Genomic DNA, 23,020 nt, shown 5'->3' on the forward strand with positions numbered 1-23,020 from the left:
GAGCGGCTTCTCTTGGACCCGGTCTCCGGATGCGGCATAGGTGAGACGTCGCAGGCTACGAGGTCGTTGTGAACGGCGAGGCGCTTCTGCTCTCGGGGGCATTTCTGGTGACTGCCCTGCTGTATGCGGCGGTCGGGCAGGCCGGAGCATCGGGTTACATCGCCATCATGGGTCTGGCGGGCTTCGGCCCGCTCGCGATGAAGACGACGGCCCTGTCCCTGAACCTGCTGGTGGCCGCCATCGGCACCGCCCTCTTCCTGCGGGCAGGACGGCTCTCATGGCAGAATGTCTGGCCCTTCGCCGTCCTGGGCTTTCCCTTCTCGCTCCTCGGAGGGGCGATCCATCTGCCGGAGGGGATCTACTTTCCGGTTGTCGGCGCGGTTCTCATCCTGTCCGCCCTTCAGATGGCCCGCGCCGCGATCCTGAGCCCGGGGGTCGGTCCGGCAGTGGTCGGCCGCCCGCCCTTCGCCGCAGCCCTGGCCACGGGGGCGGTCATAGGGTTCGTCTCGGGGACCACCGGCACGGGTGGCGGGGTCTTCCTTGCCCCGATCATCCTGACGATGAAGTGGGGATCGGCGCGGCAAACGGCAGCCACGACAGCAGTTTACAACCTCATCAACTCCTCTGCGGCCCTGCTTGGGACTTACGCCGCCTGGGACCAGGCTCCCTCGGCGCTTCCCGTTTGGCTGGTCGCCGTCGCTGTCGGTGGGACCATCGGCGCCTATATCGGGAGCCGCTATCTGTCTGACCGCTGGCTCCGCGGGACGCTGTCGGTCCTGCTCCTGATGTCGGGCATCAAGCTGATCTGGTGAGGAGGTGCCCTCAGCTCCGGGCGAGCGCTGCCGCGGCTGCGGCGCGGGCGGCGAAGGCGCGGCTGGGGCTGCGGGGCTTCGGCGCGGTGCGGGCGGTAAGACGGGCGTAGAAGGCGGCTCGGGTCTCGCTGCGGTCGGCGAGGCCGCGGCGGATGGCCGCGGGGGCGCGGAAGGTCGCGCCGCCGTCCTGCGGATCGTCTGTCACGCTGAGGCGGGCGGCGAGCTCGGCCGCCGGGATGGCGCGGCCGGTGGAGACGGCAGCGTGGAAGGCGGCCTCGGCCTCGTCGAGGCTGCGCTGGAGCTCGGCGCGGCCGGCTTCGGTCGAGGCGTCCGGGCGCTTGGCGCGGGCGTGGCGGGAGCTCATCTCGAAGATCTGCGCGCCGTTGGCACCCGGCTGGACGTGGGCCGCGGCGGTCAGCGCGATGCCGATGGAGCCCGCCACCGCGCCCGGCGTCATCACGATCTCGGAGGCCTGCGAGGCGAGCCAATAGGCGGCGGACGCGGCCAGTGGCGAGACGAGGGCATGGACCGGCTTCACGGCGGCCGCGGTGGCGATGGCCTCGGCCGCGGCCTCGATCCCGCAGACGAGGCCGCCGGGGCTGTCGATCTCGAGCACGATGGCGGCGGCATCCTCGCTGGCGGCGAGGTGGGCCAGCGTCTCGGCCAGACCATGGTAGGTGGCCCAGCCGAACCAGCGCTCGTACTGCGCCATGTTCGGCGTGAGGATCCCGCGCACCGGCACCACCGCGAGGCCGCGCGCGACGGTGAAGCGGTCGGGGACGGTCGGGCCGGCCGTTGGCCCGTGCGCGAGGGCGGCGGGCTCGGTTGCGGCCGACAGGATGCTCTCGGAGGGGGCCGATCCGCCGACACCGCCTTCCGGAATGGCGAGGGCGAGGAGGGGCGCCGCGAGATCCTCGGCCAGCGCCATGGGCTGCAGGGGGCCGAAGAGGCTGGCGAGCGTGCGGGTCATGGGTCTGTCTCCTCGCTGCGGGTCATGTTCGGCGCCGGGTTCAGCCGGTCGCCGCCCTCGATCGGATCGTAGCCGTCGATGCGCCTGGCCTCGTTCGGGGTCAGGATCGGGCCGCCCACCGCCTTGGCGAGCGCCTCGAATCTCTCCTTGGTTGTCGGCCGGAGCAGGGCCCCGAAGTCATGGCGGAAGAAGAGGCCCGCCCGCCGCTCGGCCTCGGTCAGCACGCCGAGCGCGAGCTGGTCCTCGACCTGTTTCGCCCAATGGAGGAGGCAGTCGGTCAGATAGTCGATGGCCTGCTGCTCGCCATTGGCCTTCACCCCGTATTCCATCATCTGAAGCTTCGCCGGCGGCACCCGGTAGATCGCCGCGATCTGCTCGCGGTCGAACTTGCGGCTCCCGAGCAGCTCCTGATCGGCAGCCTTCATGTCGAGCGTCTGCACATCCTCGCCCTCGCCGAGGATCGGGAAGCCCTCGACCTCCGGCGCGCGGAGGGCCGCGGCCACCCGGCGGGCGCTCCTGACGCGGGCCTCGTCATCCTCATAATCGTCGCGGAGCCGGATCACGGCGCGGGCGGTGACGCCCGAGGCCGCACGGGCCGCGGACTCCTGGCCCGCGAGCGCGAGGCCCACGCTCTCGGCCGCGACCTCGAGCGGGCTGCGGCCCGTCCAGCCGTCCTCGGCCATGTAGCGCAGATGGATCATGGCGCGGGCGGGGGCGCGGCGGCGGAGGCCCGCGCCGTCCTCGAAGTCGTAGAACCGCTCTCGGCCGGCGCGGAGCACGCTGCAGCCGGACTGGCGCACCAGATCGATCAGCTCGAGCTCGCCCGCCCCGTCGCGCGGCGCCCAGGCGAAGGCATTGCCGCGGAGGGTGAAGGCGTACCCCAGCGCGAAGCGGACCACCGAGGCCGCCACGCCGGGCGCGGCTTCCACATTGAGAAGATAGGGCGCGGCATGGTCCCGCACCCGGACCTCGCGGCCGTCGCCGCTGCGCTGGAAGAGCTTCAGCGGCACCTTCGCGAGATCGCCCGCGATGACGGCGCAGCAGGCATAGACCGTGGCATGGCGCTGCGCCACCTCGGCCGAGACGCGGGGCAGGGTGCGGATCCGGCTCGCGCCGCCCGAGCTCCAGCCGACCTCCTGCAGCCAGGGCCTCGGCACGGCCGTGCCGCTCGCCTCGGCCGCGGCCTGCGGCGCCGTCACGGGCGGCTCGGTGCGGACGGAGGCGCCCGCCATTCGCGAAGCGCCAAATCGCGGCCATCTGCTCATGCCGGTCCTTCCTTTCGCCAAGCGATCCGGCGGGAGCGCCTGCTCATTGTGTTCCGTGGTGCCGGTGGGCAGACTCTATGTTCCTGCGAGCCCTTTGCGGACGGTCGCAGGTGTCAGCCTGCCGAGAGCAGGATGACTCCCGCTATCAGCACGGCACATCCCACCAGGCGCCACCGGCCAACTGCTTCGCGCAGGATCAACATGCCCAGAAGCGCCCCCACCATCATCGACATCTCGCGCATCGGGGCGACAAGGCTGAGCGGGGCGCCACCCGTCAGAGCGGCCAGCACGAGGATGTAGGAGAGCGGAGACAGAAGGCCCACTCCGATCGCGGCCCCCCAGTGCCCGCGCATCGCGCTCAGGGCGCGGCGAGGGTCAGCGATCACCAGCGGCAGCAGCAGGAAAAACCGGAGCAGGTTCGAGAACCAGTCGAGCACCACCGGCGCGATGCCGAGCGCTGTCACCGCGAAGGCGTCGACCACCGTGTAGCTCGCGATCAGGCCGCCCGTTGCGGTGCCCCAGCGGACCCCGGCCTGCCCGCCGGGGCGCGTGAAGGCGGCCAGGCTGCCTCGGGTGGCGATCAGCAGGATCCCCGCGACGACCAGGGCCAGACCGATCAGACCGGTGCCGGAGGGTGTCTCGCCGAGGATCAGGAACGCCCCGAGGGTCGAGAGCATCGGCCCCGTCCCTCGCGCCACGGGATAGACCACCGACAGATCGGCCACCTGATAACCGCGCTGCAGGCACAGGCTGTAGGCCAGATGGATCAGTCCGCTGAGCAGCACGAACCCGATGCCCGTCCAGGTCCAGATGATGCCGTCGTGTATCAGCAGATACAGCACCCATGGCGCGTAGGCCACGCAGGCGATCAGGTTGTAGGCGAAGACGAAGACCGGCCCGACCGATGCGGCCGTCTTGGCGAGCAGGTTCCAGCTGGCATGTATGAAGGATGCGAGAACGACAAGAAGCAGCGAGGCAAGCGTCATTGAGACCCCCTTATGCGCCCATCGGCGCGGTTGATCTCGACGTCTCCTCCCCTGGGCTTTTGTCCCTTGGGTGCTGGCCCGGAGAACTCCCCCGGTCTCTGCAACGCTCGGTCCTGCGGCCAAAGGCCCGGAACCCTAGTTGCCACTCAGTCGATGCAGTTATGCTAACCACTATCGACCAGCGGCATCAATATGCGACTGGCAGCTTTGTCCGCAATGCCGCCTCCGGGCAGAGTGATCCGGAGATCTCGCCAGGAGCCTTGGCCGTTCCGCCCGTCCCGAGGGCCGCCATTCCCGAAGCGCGAGCGGCGCCCCCGCTCACGCCGTCTCCACCTCCCTTGCGCGGCGGCGGCCTTCGGCGGCTTCGGCGCGCCCCAGGGCCATGATCGCGGCCACCGCCGGGTCGATCCGGCCCTTCGAGCGCGCCTTGTTCGGCTTGATGTTCTCGGCCGCATCCTCGTCGCGGTGGACGTTGCCCACCGCCCAGGCCAGCACCGGATTGCCGGCGTGGCGGATCCGGCCCTTCGCCACCGCCTCCTCGAACCGCTTCATCGGCGAGGACATCGAGCCGTAGCCCTGCCCGTGCTCGACCAGCGGGAAGCGGCGCTTCAGGAGCTCCTTCGCCATGTATTTCATGCCCCAGCGGTCGTAGGCGAGCTCGCGCAGGTCGAACCGCGCCCGGATCGTCTCCAGCCGCTCGATCACCTGATCCTCGTCGATCACCCCGCCGGAATGGACCTCGAGCCAGCCGGCATCGCGCCAGGCGACATATTCGCGCTTCTCCTTCTGCGCCCGCGCGATGAAGCCCTTCGGCCCCTCGGGCAGGAAGGAATAGGCCAGGAGATAGATCTGGCCGTCCTTCGGCACGGCGACCGAGATCGCCGTGAGGTCGGTGGTCTTCGAGAGATCGAGGCCGACCCAAGCGGGCAGCCCGTAGAGCGGCCGCGGGTCGAACGGCTCGGCGCCCCGGTCCCAGACGTCGCGGGCGATCCAGGTCTGGGCGCCTTCCGTCCAGAGGTTCATGTGCAGCCGGCGGAAGTTCGGCATCTTGCCCGAGATGACCGTGGCCTCGCGGTACATCTCGCCGAACCGTTCTTCCGAGAAGGCCACGCCGAGGTTCGGGTTCGCCATCTTCCAGAAGCGCGGATCGGCCACGTCGCAGTCGGGCGGGGGCTCGGCCACATAGGCGAAGAAGCTGTCGTCGCTGACCGTGCCCCGCACCACCTCCTCGGCATAGTCCCGCATCTCGCCGCAGAGGCTCGCGCGGTCGGCGCCGGCGGTGGTGATCGCCCAGTCGATGGGCTGGGCGCGGGCGATCATCGAGTTCGTGAGCACCTCGGCAAGCTCGCGGTCGGTCCAGCGGTGGACCTCGTCGCGGGCGGCGAAGTGCGGGTTGATCCCGTCCGAGCTGTTGCCGTCGCGCGAGAGGCAGGCGATCAGCCCCTCGGTCGCCGGCACCTCGATGGAGGTGCGCCAGACCTGCATCAGGGCCGAGAGATGCGGCGAGGCGCGGATCATGCGCTTGAGCTCGCGGAAGAGGAGCCCGGCCTGGTCGCGCGTGGTGGCGGCGCAATAGCCCTGCGGCGCCGCCTCCCGGTCGAAGAGCGCGGTGAAGAGGGCGGGCACCGCCGTGTCGGTGGTCTTGCCGTTCTTCTTGGCCACCTGATGGTAGGTGGTGCGGAAGCGGCGGAGGCCGCCTTCCTTCTTCCAGCCGAAGACCGAACCATGGCGGAAGGCCTGCCAGGGGCGGAGCGTGAGCGGCCGCCCGGCGAGCGGCCCGGTCGTGTGCTGGATCAGCTCGGCGAAGTTCAGGACCCGGCTCGCGGCCTTGCAGTCGAACCAGAGGCCGCGGTCGCGCCCGGTCTCGAGGTCGGTCAGGTGGCGCAGGCAGGCGAGCCGCACCAGGTCTCCGGCGGTCTCGCGGCCCTCGACCACATCGAGCGCATAGCGCGAGACCGGATGGTCAATCGGCTCCATCGAGGGTCTTCAGGATCTCGTCGAAGAGGTCGCCCTGTCCGGTGACGCGGACGCGGGCCTCGTCGACCGGCGTGAGGCCGAAGCGGGCGGCGAGCTGGTTCATGACGGCGATGGCATCCTGCCGCTGGCCCCAGACGGCGCGCTTCTTCTGCTGGCGGCCGTTGCGGGTCTCGACCTCGTACCAGCTGCCGAAGGCCGCGATGTCGCCGGTGAAGCGGATGACATCGGCCACGGCCTCGCAATAGACCGCGAACGGATCCTCGAAGGCGGGCTCGAGCCGCTTCTTCGCCACCAGCACCGGGGCGAGCCGGTCCCAGACCTCGCGGCCTTCCGCGCTCATCCAGCCCGGAGCCTCCGGCACGGGCGCCGCGAGATCGCCCTTCATCGGGATGACGTTCGAGACCTTCGGCTTCTGCCCGCGCATCGTGACTGTCCTTGTTCTGTGGGCTGCGCCCGTGCCGGCCCGATCCTCGCCGCATCGGCGGCCGGATCGGGGGCGCCGGGATCGGCGGCCCATCATGTCTGTTGTGCGCCGCGCGGAGCGGGGGCTCGCGGCCATCGGCTCGTCGTGGATCCGCTGGGGCGGGGGCAGGGGCGGCGGGCAGGTCTCCCGCTTCCTCTCATCCCTCTGCACGGTGGGCTTTTTTTGCCAATTCGCCGTGCGTGAAAAGGAAGGTTCGAGCGCCGGTTACCTGGCCGACCCCTCCGATTTTGCGATGCCCCCCGGTGGGTGGAACACCTCGCGCGCGGTCTTGCGGCTGTGGCAGGGCCGGCAGAGCGGCTGCCAGTTGGCCCGGTCCCACATCAGGCCGGGATCGCCGCGGTGCGGCCGGATGTGGTCGACCTCGGCCGCCGCCACCACGAGCCCGAGCCCCGCGCAGTCGGCGCAGAGCGGATGGGCCGCGAGGAACCGCGCCCGTGCCCGCCGCCAGCGGCCGGTGGCATAGAAGGCCGCGCCCGCCTGCGCCGCGGCGCCCGCCTTGGCGCGAGCCTTCCGGCTGCGAGCCCGCGCCTCCGCCTCGGCGGCATGGTCGGCGCAGTGTGCCTGGCCGGCCGGCGCGAGCTCCTCGCAGCCGGGCGCGCAGCAGAGTTTGCGGATCAAGGGGAGGCTCCAAAGCGAAGCGCCCGGAGAGCTTGGGGCTCGCCGGGCGCTTGTCTTCGATGATGGCAATCTGCCGAATTGTTTGGGGCAGGTCAAGCCGCTCTCAGCGCCACGCCTCGGAGAGCGCGTCCAGGCCTCGCTGAAGGCGGTCGAGCTGCCGTGCCTCGGATCGGCTGTCCACACGTCCCGGCATGCCACGGAGCGACTGATCGTCCAGAACGACATGTTGAATGACGGGCCGAGCAAACGTCGGGACCAACTCCCACATGCGGAAGAACTTCCGCCGCCGATCCACCTGAGCCACCTGCGGATCCTGATCGCCGCTCATATCGACGCGGACGATGGCGGCCAGCGGATCGCGGGCGGGCATGCCCGAGGCCGCCTCGAAGAGCTCGGCCGCGATGTTGGCCTGCTCGACCGAGAGCTTGCCCTGCCGGTGATAGCGCCCGACCCAGGTCTCGCGCCTCGTGCGGATCACCCTGTTCGGGTTGCTCTTCTTGCCCGTCTTCGGATCGACCTCGGCCGCCTCCTCGATCCGCTTGCCCGCGATCTGTGCGGGCGTCAGCGGCCCCAGATCCCACGGCGCGAGCTTCAGGCTCACCAGCTTCGCCTTCATGGCCTTGCGGCCCTTCGCGCCCCTCATGCGGCACCCCTGTCCTTGTTCTTGTTGTTTTTGCTGTCCGCTCGTCCGCACCGGCTCTGCCCGCCGCATGTCCACCGCTCTGCCGATCATGCCGACGTCTCCCTCTGCACCGCGCTCCTGCCCGGCCGGACCGCCGTCTTCTTCCCGAGCCCGATCATGCTGCCGCCCCTTCCTTGCGGCCGCGGCCGGCGTCCACCAGCGCGCGGGCCTGGGCCCGGTCGCGGAGATAGAGCTCGAGCCAGTCGCGATCCTCCCGGCTCGCGGTCTCCCGGTCGATCCGGTCGCGGATCAGCTCGCAGCGCCGGGCATTGTCCTGCGCCTGGTCGCGGATCTCGCGCAGGTCCATCGCGAGCGGCGGGCGCGGGTGTTTGAGCAGCCAGCGGTAGAGTTCGACCAGATGCCCGCCCGCTTCCGCCTTCGGTCCCTCGACCGAGGCGAGCCAGCTCGACACCAGCCGCCGCTCCGCCGGCGGCGGCTCCTCGATGGCGCGCGCGAACTGCCGGATCAGCACCTCGGACGGCCAGACCCCATCCGCCGCGCTGTCGATCAGCACCTCGGCCAAGGTCATCAGGTTCTCCGCCCCCATGTAGCCCAGCTGCTCGCAGAGCCGCGCCATCGCCGCCTCGTGCGCCGCGGCGGCCGTGCCGCGCCGCCTCACCATCCCGGCCTGCTCCAGCCGGTCCACCACCAGCGCCTTCACCCGCGCCCGCTCCTCTGCCTTCGTCATGGCCATCCCTTTCTCAGCCAGCCACGCCTGCCGTCTCGCCACCGCCCGATCTTCTCACCCCTGCAGAAGGGATGTTTTGTCAGGTTCTGTTTTGTGGGGTCCTGTCCTGTCCTGTCCTGTAGGGCAATCACAGTTCCGGGCCTATGAGATCACTGCAATCTCACAGTGATTAACTGTTACGATTGCAGTGATAACTGTGATTAACAGTGTTAAGTCATGTCAGCTGAACGACCTTCGGCCCGCCGCGCGTCGCCTCGAACGCGGCCCGCACGTTGTCGGAGGTGATGAAGAGATCGCGCTGGCCCAGCCATTCGGCAATCTCGTTCACCACGTCCGGGCTCTCGGCCGCGCGGCCGCATTTGATCTCGACGAGCTTCCTGCGGACGCGGGTCCGCGCCATCGCCTTGGAGCCTTCCGTCCGCGCCTGATCGCGCCCGCGCTTCCTGCGGTGCATGTCGCGGGCAATCCCCGCGATCATCACATGGCCGAGCCGGCGGTTGCCCGGCGCCTCCTCCTGGTTCGAGATATGGGTCTCGCGCCAGCCGTAGAGCGCGCCCTCGCGCGCCGCCCGCCAGCTCTCGAGATCGGCGCCGTAGCCCGCGAGGCGGGCGAGCTCGAGATCGTCGTCGGGCAGCGTCCCGGCCGGGTCCTGCCGGAAGGCCTCGCACCAGAGGAGGAGGGCGGTGCCGATGTCCGCCCGCCGGTTCTCGGCCAGCGCCCGGGCGACGAAGCGGGAGGTGAGGAGGCGGTTGATGTGCAAGGGCACCCATTCGTGGCTCGAGAGCGTGTCGCCGAAGGCCAGCGGATATTCCCAGAAATCGCCGACGATCTCGGTCGGAGGATCGGTCTCGGTCAGTCGGTCATGCGGCACGGGCACCTCCCGCGGCGCGTCGGAAGCGGTCACGCTTCGTCATGGCAGGCCTCCATAGATGAAGACGGGCACCTGGGCTGTGAGGGCGGATGCGACCTCGTGCCGGATGCCGGTGGAGTCTGACCAGCCGCGGATCTCGGGGACCACGACGGCGGCGCAGACGGTGAGAAGGGGGCGGCACCAGTCCTCCCAGAGGACGGGGTTGAACGGGTCAATCCAAAGCCTGGGGAACATGGTGGCATGGAGCGCGGCGGCCGAGAGCTCCACCGGCGAGATCGCCGTGACGCCCACCTCGAGGAGCCGCGCGACCTCGCGCGCCGCCTCGGCCATGGCCGCTTCCGACTGATCCCGCGACCAGCGGCCGTCCGGGCCGACCGCGCGGAGCGTGTAAGGGCTCGCCAGATAGACCGGCCGCCCCCAGCGCGCGTGCCGCGCGACGAGCGCCGGATCGGCATGCCACCGCAGCAGATCCGCCCGGCCTGCAGGATGGCGTCGCAGCGCGGTCCACCCGTTCGATCGAAAAGCGCCGGAGGCCGCAGCCCCCGGCGAAGTGGCCGCGTCCTGTACAGGCAAGGGCGCGGCGGCGGTCACAGAAGGCTCCCGAGAGCGGTGAGCAGTGCCCAGACGCCCCAAGCGATGAGGGAGGATCCGATGATGACGGACGGCACGAGCCACCAGCAGGAGGGGAGAGGGAGGCACGCAAAACCGCAACAGCCGGCTTGCGGTTCTTCACGGTGGCGCTCCTCAGGTTGCCCGGCATCGCGAAGCCTGAATGTCATGTGTTTCTCCATGCTTTCAGCCGAACTTCGCCGGTAGCTCATGCTGAGCGGCAGCCAGCACTGCCGCGATATTCGGCCAGGAAGAGATCGGTACTGCTCCGCCTGTCGCCACGGCGATCCGCGTTGCCACATCGAGGCTTGGCAATCTGGAACCTTCGAGCAGACAGTGCAGGTGCGGCCTTGAAATGCCGAACTCATCGGCCCATTGGGACCGGGATTTCTCGGGTCGGCCCTTGATGTAATCGGACAGGATGCTCATGTCGCTGGTCGTCACACATTGCGACAGGGCTGTCAATGAGTATCAGGGCTGGTTGTCGCCATTCCGGGCGAGCTTTCGGGGTATGGGCGTTCTATACCAAACCTATGGCCCTGCGGATCAAACAGTTACGGGAAGCTCGCGGCTGGACTCAGGAAGTCCTGGCTGCCCGTTCAGGGATGTCGCGGTCACAACTCGCGATGATTGAGCGCGAGACGCGGCCCGCCAACACAATCCGCCTCAATGCGATTGCCGGGGCACTGGGCGTCTCTACGGAAGACTTGTTCGAAAGCAACCCGCGAGAGCGTGCTTTACTTGAGCTTATTCGCCTGCTTCCGAGCGAGGATGTCGAAGCGTTGATACGCGTTGCTGAAGGCCTTGCGGCGAAGTCGCAAGCCTAAGGACCAGCTTCTCGAACATGATCAGGTCATCCTCCCCCATGCGGCGGATGGCTAGGATCATGCGCTGCTTCCACTCTTCCGACAACAAATCAACCCCTTGCGGTTCCTGTTGCGTTCTATCTGCGCCGCGAGGTCCGTCCTTGTCAACGCCACGTTGACCTCAGGGTAAGGCTTCATGAGCGTCACATATTGCGACATACGGACTTGACGCAAGTGTCGCAATATGTGACGCATGGCTAGTGAGGCGCGACAGTCCCGCGCCCTTGGCTACGACGGAGAGATTCGTGCAATCCCCTGACTTCATTGCTCACCAGCACTACGGCATCGGCGTCCTGACGCCCGGCCAGAAGCTGCATCTGCAGCTGCGGCTGCGCTCGGCGCATGTGTCGCTCGCAAGCGCTATCGCCGCCGGCAAGTACCTCTCGGACATTGAGGACGAGCCGACGGACCGGCGGAGGATGCTGTCGTGACCGCCACCGCCATCCGCTACCCGGCCGCAGCGCCGGTTGCCCGCTTTGCCCTCCTCGACCTGACCGAGCCCCAGCTGCGCCGGTTGCTCGCGGCGGCCGAGGCGGGGCTCCCGCAGCTCGACGCCGCCGACGACGAGACCGATGCCGAGCTCGCCGCGATCCTCGGCCAGGCGCGGGAGGCGCTCGGAGCATGAGCCGGATCCTGCCCCTCACGCCCCGCGATCTGAATGCTGCGCGCCATCGTGCCGAGCACGCGCCGACGCCCGAGATCCGCGAGGCCGCCAGCCGGCTCCTGACGGAACACGAGCTGGCCGTCGCCACCGGCCGCCCGCTGCACCGCGCCCGGCCGCGGCCCGCCTTCCGGACGAGCAGACCGAGCCCGCTCGGGCCGAACCTCACCGGCTTTCTGGTGGGCGCGCTCGCGCTCCTCGGCTTCCTGTTCGTCGCCACCGTGCTCTGGGCCCATGTCACCGACGTGGCCGAGACCATGCGCCAGCAGGCCAGCGCCATGCGGGGCATGTGATGGAGGCCGCCCCGCATCCCGCGCCGCGCCCCGGGCCCGTTCCGGTCGAGAGCCTCGATGCGGCCGATCTCGACCGCATGGCCGCGGCCATCGACAGCGGCCGGATCCGCAAGCCGCCCATGAAGGAGACCCCGGCGGACCGCGCCGTGGCCGAGGCCGCCTATCAGGTCGCGGCCGACGAGCTGCGGCAGTTCATCGAGCGCTACGAGCAGCTCGAGGCCGAGAAGAAGGAGATCGGCGGCCAGCAGAAGGAGCTGATGGCCGAGGCGAAGGGCCGGGGCTACGCGCCGAAGATCCTCAGGATGATCGTGGCGCTCCGCAAGCGCACCCCCGACGACATCGCCGAGGAGGAGACCCTCCTCGCGCTCTACAAGGCCGCGCTCGGCATGGCCTGACGCACCCCGGCGCGGCGGGCGATCCGCGCAGCTTCCGTTCAATCCGCCCGGCGCCTCTTTCGCGCAGGGCCCTGTCCCGCGCTCCGGCGCGCCGGAGAAGATTTGCATGAAGGGCATCCCGCATGGCTAAGGACTTCATCTCCCGAGGCGATCTGCGCCTCATCCCGCTCGCCGAGCTCCGGCTCTCGCCGCTCAACAGCCGGCAGGAGATCGCGGCCGAGGAGGTCGAGGCCATGGCCGAGAGCCTCGCCGTGGCGGGGCTTCTCCAGAACCTCATCGGCCATCTGACGCCCCAAGGCATCGAGATCGTGGGCGGCGGCACCCGGCTCCGCGCGCTGCAGCGCCTCGCGGCCGAGGGCTGGAGCCGGCATGCGGATCTCATTCCGATAGATCCGGTGCCGGTGAAGGTGACGGCCGACCTGCAGGAAGCGGTGGCCTGGGCCGGCACCGAGAACAGCGCGCGCTCGGCGCTGCACCCGGCCGACGAGGTCCGCGCCTATGCCGCGATGCGCGAGCGGGGCGCTAGCCTGTCGCGGATCGCGCGCAGCTTTGCCCGCTCCGAGGCTCATGTCGAGCGGCGGCTGAAGCTCGCGGACCTGCCGGCCGAGGCGCTGGCGGCGCTCCGCGCGAACGAGATCTCGCTCGAGATGGCGAAGGCGCTGACGTTCGCCCCGAGCGGCGAGCGCTGCCTCGAAGTTCTCGCGTCGGTGCGGGGCCGCGACGTGCGGCCCGAGCAGGTGCGGCGCGAGCTCACACCCGGCACCGTGCCCTCGACCGACCGGCGGGCGGTCTTCGTGGGGCTCGAGGCCTATCTCGCCGCCGGTGGAACCTCTCAGCGCGATCTCTTCGCCGACCGGACGCTGCTGGAGGACGAGGCGCTCCTCGACCGGCTCTTCGCCGAGAAGGGCGCGGCCGAGGCCGAGCGGATCCGCGCGGAAGAGGGCTGGGAATGGGCGACATGGGTGCCGGAGGAATATGTCTCCTGGACCGTCACGCAGAAGCTGGTGCGTCTCTACGCCCGGCCGGGGAAGCTCTCGGAAGGAGAGGAAGCGGAGCTCGCGGCGCTCGAGGAGCGCGAGGCCGACGACACCCTCGACGAGCCCGGCCGCGCGCGGCTGGCCGAGCTCGAGGCCCGGCGCGAGGGGGGCTTCACCGACGCGCAGCGCGCCTCGGCCGGGATCTTCGTCTATTGCAGCAGCCGGGACGGGCTCTCGGTCGAGCGGGCCTATCAGCAGCCGCGGCGGTTCCGCGCGGCGCGGCCGAGCTGGCACCCGACCTGCCGCAGTCGCTGATCGAGGACCTGCATCGGATCCGGCTCGGGGCGCTGCAGGCGCGGCTGATGGACCAGTCCGAGCTCATGCTCGACCTTCTCGCCTGGTCCCTCGGCGGCGGCCTCAGGCCCTGGGCGCGCCCGCTCGCGATCTCACCCACCGACCAGCCCATCGTGCCGGAGAAGGGCGAAGGCACCAGCTACCCGCCGCGGCTGGCGGCACGGCTCGAGCCGAATGCGAGCTTCGGCCCGACGGCACCCCGGCCGAGTTCGAGGCTTCCGGGGCGCAGGGGAAGAAACACCGCAACCAGATCCTGACCGAGGCCCTCGCGCGGACTTTCTGCACCGGCAGCTCCGGCCTCTCGGCCGCGCTCGCGCGCCAGCTCGGGGTCGAGGTGCGCCGGATCTGGACGCCCACCGCCCAGGGATTTCTCGGCCGCTGCAGCGCGGGCTATCTCGACCGGCTCTGGAATGAGCTCGTGCCGGCGGCCGAGGCGGAGCCAGCTCATCAGAGCTTCAACAAGCTGAAGAAGGGGGAGAAGGCGAAGCGCCTCGAGGCGCTCTTCGCCGATCCCGACACCCGCGAGGCCCTTGGCCTCAGCCGCGAGGACTGCGCGAAGATCGACGCGTGGGTGCCGGCCGAGCTCGGCTGGCCGGAGGGCGAGGAATGAGCAGGGCACAGGAAGAATTGCGCGCGACGCCGCCGGTGGGCGGGCCGTGCTGGCTCGGAGGAAGGGGAAAGGACGATGAGCGCTAGGCGATCCCTAACTTTCGCGCCGCGGCTTCTCGGCGCGGCCGAGGCGGCGGCCTATCTGGGCGTGAGCGCGACAACGCTCCGTGGCCTTGACCTGCCGCGGCGGGTGCTGGGCGGGCGGCGGCTGTATGACAGGCTCGATCTTGACGCCTTCGCCTCGGACCTGCCGGTTGAGGGGGAGACTTTCGAATCGGAGGTGGAGCTGTGCGACCGCCATTTCGGGATGCAGGCGTGAAGCTGCCCCGGGTGCAGCGCATCCGGCGTGGCGACCGGGTGCTCTGCTATCATCGGCCGACCGGAACCCGGTTGCCGGATCTGCCCGAGACCCATCCCGACTTCATCGCGGCTTGGGCCAAGGCCGAGGCCTCGAAGCCAGATCTGGCGCCGCCCGTTGCGGACAAGTCGGTCGCGAAGGTCGTGCGAGCGCTCCGCGCGTCGAAGAGGTGGAAGGGGTTTGCCGCGAGCTATCGGCTGAACTTGCGCTTCCATCTCGAGCGAATCGAGACGGAGCACGGCGCCCTGCCGCTGCGGGGCCTGCGGCAGAAGCATGTCGAGATGGATCTCGGCAAGCTCGATCCGAACCCGCGCAATGTGTCGCTGAAATGCTGGCGGCTCATCTTCGCGCAGGCCAAGGCGGACGGGATCATCGAGAGCGACCCGAGCCACGAGATCGGAAAGATCGTGACGAAATCGCCCGGCCACGTCGCGTGGACGACGGCCGAGGTGGCGGCCTTCCGGGCGCGGTGGGCGGTGGGGACGCGCCAGCGCGCAGCCTTCGAGCTGCTCGCCTGGACCGGCTGCCGCGTCTCGGACGCTTGCCGCATGACGCGCACCCATCTCGGCAGCGACGGGCTCATGACCTTCCGCCAGCAGAAGACCGGAGGGCCCGCCTATGTGCCCTGGACCTGCGCGCTCCCCTCGTGGGCGCTCCGGTGGGAAGAGGAGCGCGAGACGGTGCGCGCAGCGGTGATGGCCACGGCCGGCTTCACCCTGCTTGAGACGAGCTACGGGAAGGCGCGGTCGGTGAAGGGTCTGTCGAACTTCATCACCGCTGCCGCGGCCGAGGCGGGGATCGAGGGGCGCACGCCGCACGGCTTGCGCAAATTCCGGCTCACGGCCATCGCGGAAGCGGGCGGTCCTGCCCATGCGATCATGGCCTGGGGCGGGCATGCGAGCCTCTCAGAAGCCGAGGCTTACACCCGCGCCGCCAGCCGGCGCGGCCTCGTGATGGGGCCGGAACAAGAACGGAACGATGTAAACGACCCCGGAAATTCCTGTAAACGCGCCAAATAGGTGCGCAATTTCAAGGGTTTGCGGGAGACATGGTGACCCCGGCAGGACTTGAACCTGCAACCTATCCCTTAGGAGGGGATCGCTCTATCCGTTGAGCTACGGGGCCGAGAACCACTCGGGCCTGCCCTTAATGCGGCCAATCGGCGCCTCTTGCAAGGTGCGAGGAACGGCTCTGCGGAGGGAATGGCTGCGCTAGGGAGGGGAGAGCTGGGGGAGTGACTCTTGGCCCACCACTCCCCCATGGGTCCATCGCGTCCGTCTTGGAGAGCTTGCACGACGCTCAGGATCAGAAAGGCCGAAGTGTTCGGCCGTTATCGCTAACATGGCACAGCCAGAGGCCTTGGACAAGCCCCCGCAATGAGGTTAACAAGAAAACGTAAGGTCATTATGCAAGAGATGTTTCCGTGGCGAAAGAGCCGTCCTCCGCCCTGCAGCGACGTCCCCTGACATTGCGCGACGTCTCCGACGCGTCGGGTGTCTCCGAGATGACCGTGAGCCGGGTGCTGCGGAATCGGGGCGACGTGTCGGGAGCCACGCGCGAGCGGGTGCTGGCCGCCGCGCGCGAGCTGGGCTATGTGCCGAACCGCATCGCCGGGGCGCTCGCGAGCCAGCGGGTGAACCTCGTCGCGGTCATCATCCCCTCCCTGTCCAACATGGTCTTTCCCGAGGTGCTGACCGGCGTCTCGGAAGTGCTCGAGGACACGGGCCTGCAGCCGGTGGTGGGGGTGACCAACTATTCGCCCGAACGCGAGGAGAAGGTGCTCTACGAGATGCTCTCGTGGCGCCCGTCGGGGATCATCATCGCAGGGCTCGAGCGGAGCCATGCGGCGCGGGCCATGCTGGAGAATGCGGGCATCCCCATCGTCGAGATCATGGATGTGGACGGCACGCCGGTCGACAATGCAGTGGGGATCTCGCACCGCCGCGCGGGGCGGCACATGGCCGAGGCGATCGTGGCCGCGGGATACCGGCGCATCGGGTTCCTCGGCACGATGATGCCCTACGACCACCGCGCCCGGAAGCGGCTGGAAGGGTTCGAGAGCGCCCTGATCGCGGCGGGCCTGACGGTCGAGGACCGCGAATTCTACTCGGGCGGCTCGGCGCTTCTGAAGGGGCGGGAGATGACCGAGACCATTCTCTCGCGCTCGCCCGACCTCGACTTCCTCTACTACTCGAACGACCTGATCGGCGCGGGGGGCCTCCTGTGGTGCCTCAACCACGCGATCGAGGTGCCCGAGAAGGTGGGGCTTGCGGGGTTCAACGGCGTGGAGCTGGTGCAGGGGCTGCCCTGTCACCTCGCCACGATGGACGCCTGCAGGCTCGAGATCGGGCGCAAGGCGGCCGAGATCGTCGCAGGCAAGCGCGCGGACGGGGCCATGTCGGGGCTGGTGATCGAGTTGGAGCCGAAGCTCGAACCGGGCGACACGATCCGCCGGCGCTGAGGCGCCTCAGGCGAAGATCGTGACCGCGAGACAGGCCAGCACGACGGCGGTCAGCAGCAGCCGGAGCCGCATCCACCATTCCGGCGCGAGCCCCTGGCTCCAGAAGGTCCAGTCGAGCGCGAGCAGGCCCGCAAAGCCCGCGGCCAGATAGATCGCGGCCGAGGTCGGGCCGCCGCCCACGAAGAAGAAGGCCCAGAGCGCCGGGATCACCGACAGGCCGTAGCCGATGGCCGCCTCGCGCCCGCTGGTCCGTGTGGCGAAGCCCCAGAGCACGCCCGACATGAAGGATAGGATCACCGTGCCATAGGCGAGGCCCGCATAGGGGCCCACGAAGCGCGGCCCGAGCGTGGTCGCCGCCCAGTCGCCCAAGGCCGGGCGCAGCTCGGTCAGCGCGCTCCAGAGGAAGGGCAGGAGCCCGGCCAGGCCGAGCAGCAGGGCGGAACGGGGGATGCGGGTCATGTGCGCTCGAAGGCGAGCCGGGCGCCGAGCCCGGCGAAGGAGGCGGCGAAGAGGCGCCGGAGCCAGGTGACAAGGCGGGGGCTGGACAGCACCGCGCCGCGCGACAGGGCGGCCAGCGCCACATAGCCGAGGAAGGTGGCGGCGGTCATGGCGGTGAAGCCGAGGCCCAGCTCGATCAGCAGGCGCGGGGCCTCGGGGCTGCCTGCCGGGATGAACTGCGGCAGGAAGGCCATGAAGAAGAGCGGCAGCTTCGGATTGAGCAGGTTCAGAAGGATGCCGCGCCGCACGATCCGGGCCGCAGGTTCGGGCGCCGCCGCCTCGAGACGGAGGCCGCCACGCTCCTGCAGCGTCGCCCAGGCCATCCAGAGGAGATAGGCCACGCCCGCGATCTTCAGGCCCTGGAACAGGACGGCGCTGGCATGCAGGACGGCCGCGAGGCCCGCCATGGCCGCGACCAGATGGACGCCGGTTGCCAGAGTGCAGCCGAGAACCGCCAGAAGCCCGGCGCGGATGCCGCCGCCGAGCGTGGCCGAGAGCGTGTAGAGAACGCCGATCCCCGGAGCCGCGCAGACGATGAAAGCGGTCAGCAGGAACTCGGGGCTCATGGTCGGGGCCTCACGGAGTCTCGGCAGGCTCGCGCAGGATGCGCGGCACCTTGAACTCGACGCGCTCCTTCACGGTCTCGACGGCCTCGACGGTCGTGTCGAACCGGGCGCGGAAGGCGGCGATAACCTCGTCCACCAGCACTTCCGGGGCCGAGGCGCCGGCGGCCACGCCGACGGCGGTTGCGCCCTGCAGCGCCTCCCAGTCGATATCGGTGGCGCGCTGCACGAGCTGCGCCACGCGGCAGCCGGCGGCGCGGCCCACTTCCACCAGCCGCTTCGAGTTCGAGGAATTCGGCGCCCCGATCACCAGTAGCGCGTCGATCCGGCCCGCAATGGCCTTGACCGCGCCCTGACGGTTGGTCGTGGCGTAGCAGATGTCTTCCTTGCGCGGGATCGCGATGGCCGGGAATCGCTCGCGCAGCGCAGCCACGATGGCGGCCGTGTCGTCGATCGAGAGCGTGGTCTGGGTGATATAGGCCAGCCGCTCGGGATCCCGCACTTCGAGTCCCGCCACATCCTCCACCGTCTCGACCAGCAGGACCTCGCCCTCTGGCAGCTGACCCATGGTGCCGACGGTCTCGGGATGACCTGCGTGACCGATCATGATCATCTGCAACCCGTTCTCGTGGTGCCGCTCGGCCTCGAGATGGACCTTGCTGACCAGCGGGCAGGTGGCATCGACATAGACCATGTTCCGCCGCTCGGCCTCCGCCGGGATCGCCTTCGGCACGCCGTGGGCCGAGAAGATCACCGGCCGGTCGGTCGGCGCCTCGTCCAGCTCCTCGACGAAGACCGCGCCCATGTCGCGCAGCCTGTCGACGACGAACTTGTTGTGCACGATCTCGTGCCGGACATAGACGGGAGCGCCCCATTTCTCGAGCGCCATCTCGACGATCTTGATCGCGCGGTCCACGCCCGCGCAGAAGCCCCGGGGGGCGGCCAGATAGAGGGTGAGGGGAGGCATGGTCATGGGCCGGCTCTCTTCGTCCTGTGCAGCCCAGAGGTATTCCGATCGGTGGCTCAGGTCCAGACCCGCAGGCGCATCCGCCTCAGGATGCCGCACGTTCCGCGCAGGTCTGCGCCGGAGCATGACGGGCTGGAGTTCCTTGGCTTCCGAGCGTCACTTCGCCTCGACGGCGATCTCTTCACGCTCTACCCGCGGCTCTCGCGGAGGGCGACCGATGACCTCCCGCAGTTCGTCGAGCTCGATGAAATTGTCAGCCTGCCTGCGGAGTTCGTCGGCGATCATGGGCGGCTGGCTGCGGATCGTCGAGACCACCGAGACGCGCACACCCTGCCGCTGAAGGCTCTCGACCAGCGGACGGAAATCGCCGTCGCCCGAGAACAGCACGATGTGATCGACCCGCGGCGCAAGTTCCATCGCATCGACCGTCAGCTCGATGTCCATGTTGCCCTTGACCTTGCGGCGTCCCTGGCTGTCGGTGTATTCCTTGGCCGGCTTCGTGACCATGGTGAAGCCGTTGTAATGCAGCCAGTCCACCAAGGGGCGTATGGGCGAGTAGTCGTCGTTTTCGAGAAGTGCAGTGTAATAGAACGCCCTCAGCAGCTTGCCGCGGCGCATGAACTCCTGGCGCAGCAGCTTGTAATCAATGTCGAACCCCAGTGCCTTGGCTGCGGCGTAGAGGTTCGATCCGTCGATGAACAGCGCCAGCCGTTCGTCTTTGTAGAACATTATCCTTGTCCCCTGCGAGAACCCTTGCCCCGGTCAATCTGCTGTCATCGAGAATAGATTTCGGTAAGCGAAAATGACTAGGGGTCGGATATCAGTGTAATACATCTACCGGCAAGCGGGCCTCATCAGAAACTTATACCATTGGACAGGCCACCTGGAAAGCAAGCTCTGGTTGCACTCGGATCGAACATGCCATCTGCGGGAAGGTTCCCGGAGGGCAACGTTTCCGAGGCGATTTCTGCGGTTGCGAGCGCATTTCAAGCCCCATTTCGGGTGAGCAGGCTGTTCAAAACGCCCTTTTTTCCCGCGGGCGCAGCCCCTGATTTTGTCAATGCGGCCATGGCTCTGCACCTTACGGATGATGTCGATCCCCGCAAGATCCTCGCACGGCTGCACGAGATCGAGGCGGATTTTGGCCGATCCCGGTCGCACAGATGGGCCGACCGGACGCTCGACCTCGATCTCATCGCCCTGGATGATTCGGTCTGGCCCGACGCCGACACCCAGGAGCGGTGGAGGCACCTTCCTCCCGAGGAGCAGGCCCGCCGCACGCCGGACGGGCTCATATTGCCGCACCCCCGACTTCAGGACCGGGCCTTCGTGCTCGTCCCGCTGGCCGACGTGGCGCCCGACTGGCGCCATCCGCTGCTTGGCCTGACGGTGAGAGAGATGCTCGCGGCGCTGCCCGAGGCGGAGCGGGCCGCTGCCGTGCCGCTCGAGGCTTGAGGATCAGGGATTCCGCCCTTGTCAAGAGGCGGGGCGGCCGTTACATAGGCCGCTCCATGCCCCCTGTCCGAAACGGAGACTCCCATGGCCCGCGTGACGGTTGAAGACTGCGTTGACAAGGTCCCGAACCGGTTCGAGCTGGTGATGCTGGCTGCCCATCGGGCACGCGAGATCGCCTCGGGCTCGTCGCTGACCATCGACCGCGACAATGACAAGAACCCTGTCGTGGCGCTGCGCGAGATCGCGGAAGAGACCCAGAGCGCCGAGTCGCTGCGCGAGCGCATGATCGAGAGCCACCAGACCCAGATCGAGGTGGACGAGCCGGAAGAGGATCAGATGGCGCTGCTCATGGGCAGCGAGGTCGACCGCCCGGTGCAGGACGACATGTCCGAAGAGAAGCTGCTGCGTGCGCTCATGGAAGCGCAGGGGCAGAACTGATTTATTGTTGAACCTGTTGCGGCCGGGGCCATGATCGACGTCGAAGACCTGATCGCCCTGGTCCGCAACTACAACCCGCGCACCAATGCCGACCTGATCCGCCGGGCCTATGCCTACGGCCGGCAGATGCACGAGGGCCAGTTCCGCCACTCGGGCGAGCCCTACTTCACCCATCCAGTCGCCGTCGCCGCCATCCTGACCGAGCAGCGGCTCGATGACGCGACCATCGTGACGGCGCTGTTGCACGACACGATCGAGGACACGAAGTCCACCTACACCGAAGTCGCCCGTCTCTTCGGCGAGGATATCGCCGAGCTGGTGAACGGGGTCACGAAGCTCACCAACCTCGAGCTCTCCTCGGCGCAATCCAAGCAGGCCGAGAATTTCCGCAAGCTGTTCATGGCGATGTCGAAGGATCTGCGGGTGATCCTCGTGAAGCTCGCCGACCGCCTGCACAATATGCGCACCATCAAGTCGATGCGCCCCGAGAAGCAGGCCCAGAAGGCGCGCGAGACGATGGAGATCTTCGCGCCGCTCGCGGGCCGCATGGGGATGCAGTGGATGCGCGAGGAGCTGGAAGACCTCGCCTTCCGCGTCCTGAACCCCGAGGCGCGCAACTCGATCATCCGCCGCTTCATCACGCTCCAGCGCGAGACGGGCGATGTGGTCCACAAGATCACCGCCGACATCCGGCTGGAGCTGGAAAAGGCGCAGATCGAGGCCGACGTCTACGGACGGGCCAAGAAGCCTTACTCGATCTGGCGCAAGATGCAGGAGAAGGATCTGGCCTTCTCGCGTCTCTCCGACATCTACGGCTTCCGCGTCATCTGCAAGGATGTGGCCGACTGCTACCGCATCCTCGGCGTGATCCACCAGCGTTGGCGCGCGGTGCCGGGGCGGTTCAAGGACTATATCAGCCAGCCCAAGTCGAACGGCTACCGCTCGATCCACACGACGGTCTCGGGGCGCGACGGCAAGCGGGTCGAGGTGCAGATCCGCACCCGCCAGATGCACGAGGTGGCCGAGGCCGGCGTGGCCGCGCACTGGAGCTACCGCGAGGGCGTGCGCGTCCACAACCCGTTCGCCGTCGATCCCGCCCGCTGGATCGCGAGCCTGACCGAACGGCTGGACGAGGACGACCATGACGAGTTCATGGAGAACGTGAAGCTCGAGATGTACACCGACCAGGTGTTCTGCTTCACGCCGAAGGGCGACGTGATCCAGCTGCCGCGGGGGGCGACGCCGCTCGATTTCGCCTATGCGATCCACACCCGCATCGGCCATTCCACCGTCTCGGCCAAGGTCGACGGCATCCGCGTGCCGCTCTGGACCCGGCTGAAGAACGGCCAGTCGGTCGAGATCATCACCGCCGAGGGGCAGCGCCCGCAGGCCTCCTGGATCGACATCGTGACGACGGGGCGGGCCAAGGCCGCGATCCGGCGCAGCCTGCGCGAGGAGGACCGGGGCCGCTTCGTGAAGCTCGGGCAGGAACTCGTGCGCGCGGCCTTCGACCATGTGGGGCGCAAGGCCACCGACAAGGCGCTTAGGACGGCGGCGAAGATGCTGGGCCTCTCGGACGAGACCGAGCTTCTGGCGCAGCTGGGCTCTGCCGAGCTGACCGCGCGCAAGGTGGTCGAGACCCTTTATCCCGAACTCGTGCGCTCGAGCGGGCCCGAGGTCGACATGCAGCGCCCGGTGGTCGGCCTGTCCGACGATCAGCAGTTCCGTCGCGCCAAATGCTGCCAGCCGGTGCCGGGCGAGCGGATCGTGGGCATCACCTACCGCGGGCAGGGCGTGGTCATCCATGCCATCGACTGCCCGGCCCTCGAGGAGTTCGAGGAACAGCCCTCGCGCTGGATCGACCTGCACTGGCACGCCGGGCGCCATGCGCCTGTCCACACCGTGACGCTCGATCTCACGATTTCGAACGATGCGGGCGTTCTGGGACGGATCTGCACCTTGATCGGAGAGCAGAAGGCCAATATCTCGGACCTGAGGTTCACCGATCGCAAGCCCGACTTCTATCGCCTTCTGGTCGATGTGGATCTGTGCGATGTCGAACATCTGCACACGCTGATGACCGCCCTCGAAGCCGAGACGGATGTGGCGCAGATATCCCGGCACCGCGATCTGAGCAGGAAACCCTGACCGGCAGGGAGAGGA

At 68.7% G+C, this 23,020-nt stretch carries 27 protein-coding genes, 1 tRNA gene and 1 pseudogene; 13 read left to right on the forward strand and 16 right to left on the reverse strand.

Translation table 11 applies throughout. From position 1 onward, the window contains the following. Nucleotides 1-107: 107 nt before the first annotated feature. Complete coding sequence (locus RSP_RS01155) at nt 108-812, forward strand: sulfite exporter TauE/SafE family protein (protein WP_227590616.1); 705 nt, start codon at nt 108-110, stop codon at nt 810-812. Between the two features lie 10 nt (nt 813-822). Here the strand turns inward: RSP_RS01155 and RSP_RS01160 are convergent, their stop codons facing one another. The 11 genes from RSP_RS01160 to RSP_RS01210 all read right to left on the reverse strand — a co-directional run bounded on the left by RSP_RS01160 (nt 823) and on the right by RSP_RS01210 (nt 10,391). Continuing rightward, nucleotides 823-1,782, reverse strand: coding sequence for a S49 family peptidase (locus tag RSP_RS01160; RefSeq protein ID WP_011336915.1), 960 nt, complete (start codon nt 1,780-1,782; stop codon nt 823-825). Next, the gene (locus RSP_RS01165) at nt 1,779-3,014 is read right to left on the reverse strand and encodes a phage portal protein (protein WP_017140047.1); all 1,236 of its coding nucleotides are present in this window, start codon (nt 3,012-3,014) and stop codon (nt 1,779-1,781) included. The genes RSP_RS01160 and RSP_RS01165 overlap by 4 nt, the downstream gene beginning before the upstream one ends. A gap of 146 nt (nt 3,015-3,160) precedes the next feature. Then, nucleotides 3,161-4,033, reverse strand: coding sequence for a DMT family transporter (locus RSP_RS01170; protein WP_011336917.1), 873 nt, complete (start codon nt 4,031-4,033; stop codon nt 3,161-3,163). Between the two features lie 318 nt (nt 4,034-4,351). Further along, nucleotides 4,352-6,010, reverse strand: a complete 1,659-nt coding sequence (locus RSP_RS01175) for a terminase large subunit (RefSeq protein WP_011336918.1) — start codon at nt 6,008-6,010, stop codon at nt 4,352-4,354. Then, the gene (locus RSP_RS01180) at nt 5,997-6,434 is read right to left on the reverse strand and encodes a P27 family phage terminase small subunit (RefSeq protein WP_011336919.1); all 438 of its coding nucleotides are present in this window, start codon (nt 6,432-6,434) and stop codon (nt 5,997-5,999) included. Before RSP_RS01180 ends, RSP_RS01175 begins: the two co-directional genes overlap by 14 nt. A gap of 264 nt (nt 6,435-6,698) precedes the next feature. Then, nucleotides 6,699-7,112 (reverse strand): HNH endonuclease, encoded by a 414-nt coding sequence (locus RSP_RS01185; protein WP_017140048.1) that lies wholly within the window; start codon nt 7,110-7,112, stop codon nt 6,699-6,701. A 103-nt stretch (nt 7,113-7,215) separates the two neighbouring features. After that, the gene (locus RSP_RS01190) at nt 7,216-7,755 is read right to left on the reverse strand and encodes a hypothetical protein (RefSeq protein ID WP_017140049.1); all 540 of its coding nucleotides are present in this window, start codon (nt 7,753-7,755) and stop codon (nt 7,216-7,218) included. Nucleotides 7,756-7,909: 154 nt separating this feature from the next. Then, the gene (locus tag RSP_RS01195; protein ID WP_002720775.1) at nt 7,910-8,488 is read right to left on the reverse strand and encodes a hypothetical protein; all 579 of its coding nucleotides are present in this window, start codon (nt 8,486-8,488) and stop codon (nt 7,910-7,912) included. A 208-nt stretch (nt 8,489-8,696) separates the two neighbouring features. Beyond that, nucleotides 8,697-9,386 carry a DUF1376 domain-containing protein gene (locus RSP_RS01200; RefSeq protein ID WP_011336922.1) on the reverse strand — a complete coding sequence of 230 codons (690 nt, stop codon included), beginning with the start codon at nt 9,384-9,386 and terminating at the stop codon, nt 8,697-8,699. 6 nt (nt 9,387-9,392) lie between these two features. Further along, nucleotides 9,393-9,944 (reverse strand): DUF1937 family protein, encoded by a 552-nt coding sequence (locus RSP_RS01205; RefSeq protein ID WP_011336923.1) that lies wholly within the window; start codon nt 9,942-9,944, stop codon nt 9,393-9,395. A gap of 204 nt (nt 9,945-10,148) precedes the next feature. Beyond that, nucleotides 10,149-10,391 carry a hypothetical protein gene (locus RSP_RS01210; protein WP_043764066.1) on the reverse strand — a complete coding sequence of 81 codons (243 nt, stop codon included), beginning with the start codon at nt 10,389-10,391 and terminating at the stop codon, nt 10,149-10,151. Nucleotides 10,392-10,495: 104 nt separating this feature from the next. Here RSP_RS01210 and RSP_RS01215 point away from each other — a divergent pair, with 104 nt between their 5' ends. The 8 genes and pseudogenes from RSP_RS01215 to RSP_RS01250 all read left to right on the forward strand — a co-directional run bounded on the left by RSP_RS01215 (nt 10,496) and on the right by RSP_RS01250 (nt 15,494). Then, complete coding sequence (locus RSP_RS01215) at nt 10,496-10,789, forward strand: helix-turn-helix domain-containing protein (protein ID WP_043762677.1); 294 nt, start codon at nt 10,496-10,498, stop codon at nt 10,787-10,789. Nucleotides 10,790-11,073: 284 nt separating this feature from the next. Further along, entirely contained in the window at nt 11,074-11,259 is a 186-nt protein-coding gene (locus RSP_RS01220; protein ID WP_009564675.1) for a hypothetical protein, read from the forward strand. Beyond that, nucleotides 11,256-11,453, forward strand: coding sequence for a hypothetical protein (locus RSP_RS01225; RefSeq protein ID WP_011336925.1), 198 nt, complete (start codon nt 11,256-11,258; stop codon nt 11,451-11,453). The genes RSP_RS01220 and RSP_RS01225 overlap by 4 nt, the downstream gene beginning before the upstream one ends. After that, a complete protein-coding gene (locus tag RSP_RS01230) occupies nt 11,450-11,782 on the forward strand; it encodes a hypothetical protein (protein ID WP_011336926.1) in 333 nt (110 codons plus the stop codon). The genes RSP_RS01225 and RSP_RS01230 overlap by 4 nt, the downstream gene beginning before the upstream one ends. Next, the gene (locus tag RSP_RS01235) at nt 11,782-12,177 is read left to right on the forward strand and encodes a DUF2312 domain-containing protein (RefSeq protein ID WP_011336927.1); all 396 of its coding nucleotides are present in this window, start codon (nt 11,782-11,784) and stop codon (nt 12,175-12,177) included. The genes RSP_RS01230 and RSP_RS01235 overlap by 1 nt, the downstream gene beginning before the upstream one ends. A 122-nt stretch (nt 12,178-12,299) precedes the next feature. Further along, nucleotides 12,300-14,118: pseudogene (locus tag RSP_RS01240) on the forward strand (ParB/RepB/Spo0J family partition protein). Nucleotides 14,119-14,193: 75 nt separating this feature from the next. Then, nucleotides 14,194-14,436, forward strand: coding sequence for a helix-turn-helix domain-containing protein (locus RSP_RS01245; RefSeq protein WP_011336930.1), 243 nt, complete (start codon nt 14,194-14,196; stop codon nt 14,434-14,436). Then, complete coding sequence (locus tag RSP_RS01250) at nt 14,433-15,494, forward strand: tyrosine-type recombinase/integrase (RefSeq protein WP_017140053.1); 1,062 nt, start codon at nt 14,433-14,435, stop codon at nt 15,492-15,494. The genes RSP_RS01245 and RSP_RS01250 overlap by 4 nt, the downstream gene beginning before the upstream one ends. Nucleotides 15,495-15,524: 30 nt before the next feature. On the opposite strand, the gene RSP_RS01255 is transcribed toward RSP_RS01250, so the two are convergent. After that, nucleotides 15,525-15,600: transfer RNA gene (locus RSP_RS01255), tRNA-Arg, on the reverse strand. Nucleotides 15,601-15,898: 298 nt separating this feature from the next. On the opposite strand from RSP_RS01255, the gene cceR reads away from it, so the two are divergent. Continuing rightward, entirely contained in the window at nt 15,899-16,936 is a 1,038-nt protein-coding gene (gene cceR, locus RSP_RS01260; RefSeq protein ID WP_011336932.1) for a LacI family DNA-binding transcriptional regulator CceR, read from the forward strand. A gap of 6 nt (nt 16,937-16,942) precedes the next feature. Here cceR and RSP_RS01265 read toward each other — a convergent pair whose 3' ends face one another. The 4 genes from RSP_RS01265 to RSP_RS01280 all read right to left on the reverse strand — a co-directional run bounded on the left by RSP_RS01265 (nt 16,943) and on the right by RSP_RS01280 (nt 19,693). Continuing rightward, on the reverse strand, nt 16,943-17,395 hold the full coding sequence (locus RSP_RS01265) for a DUF3429 domain-containing protein (RefSeq protein WP_002722406.1): 453 nt from the start codon (nt 17,393-17,395) through the stop codon (nt 16,943-16,945). Continuing rightward, entirely contained in the window at nt 17,392-18,000 is a 609-nt protein-coding gene (locus tag RSP_RS01270) for a LysE family translocator (RefSeq protein ID WP_011336933.1), read from the reverse strand. The genes RSP_RS01265 and RSP_RS01270 overlap by 4 nt, the downstream gene beginning before the upstream one ends. 10 nt (nt 18,001-18,010) lie before the next feature. After that, on the reverse strand, nt 18,011-18,970 hold the full coding sequence (ispH, locus tag RSP_RS01275) for a 4-hydroxy-3-methylbut-2-enyl diphosphate reductase (protein WP_002722409.1): 960 nt from the start codon (nt 18,968-18,970) through the stop codon (nt 18,011-18,013). Between the two features lie 150 nt (nt 18,971-19,120). After that, entirely contained in the window at nt 19,121-19,693 is a 573-nt protein-coding gene (locus RSP_RS01280) for a LabA-like NYN domain-containing protein (RefSeq protein WP_002722410.1), read from the reverse strand. A 141-nt stretch (nt 19,694-19,834) separates the two neighbouring features. On the opposite strand from RSP_RS01280, the gene folK reads away from it, so the two are divergent. From folK to RSP_RS01295, 3 genes are all read left to right on the forward strand, one after another. After that, complete coding sequence (gene folK / locus RSP_RS01285; RefSeq protein WP_202110249.1) at nt 19,835-20,419, forward strand: 2-amino-4-hydroxy-6-hydroxymethyldihydropteridine diphosphokinase; 585 nt, start codon at nt 19,835-19,837, stop codon at nt 20,417-20,419. Nucleotides 20,420-20,503: 84 nt separating this feature from the next. Then, on the forward strand, nt 20,504-20,857 hold the full coding sequence (gene rpoZ, locus RSP_RS01290) for a DNA-directed RNA polymerase subunit omega (protein ID WP_002722412.1): 354 nt from the start codon (nt 20,504-20,506) through the stop codon (nt 20,855-20,857). 30 nt (nt 20,858-20,887) lie between these two features. Then, nucleotides 20,888-23,005 (forward strand): RelA/SpoT family protein, encoded by a 2,118-nt coding sequence (locus RSP_RS01295; RefSeq protein ID WP_009561565.1) that lies wholly within the window; start codon nt 20,888-20,890, stop codon nt 23,003-23,005. Nucleotides 23,006-23,020: the final 15 nt, after the last annotated feature.

The organism is Cereibacter sphaeroides 2.4.1 (assembly GCF_000012905.2).
Classification (GTDB): Bacteria; Pseudomonadota; Alphaproteobacteria; order Rhodobacterales; family Rhodobacteraceae; genus Cereibacter_A; species Cereibacter_A sphaeroides.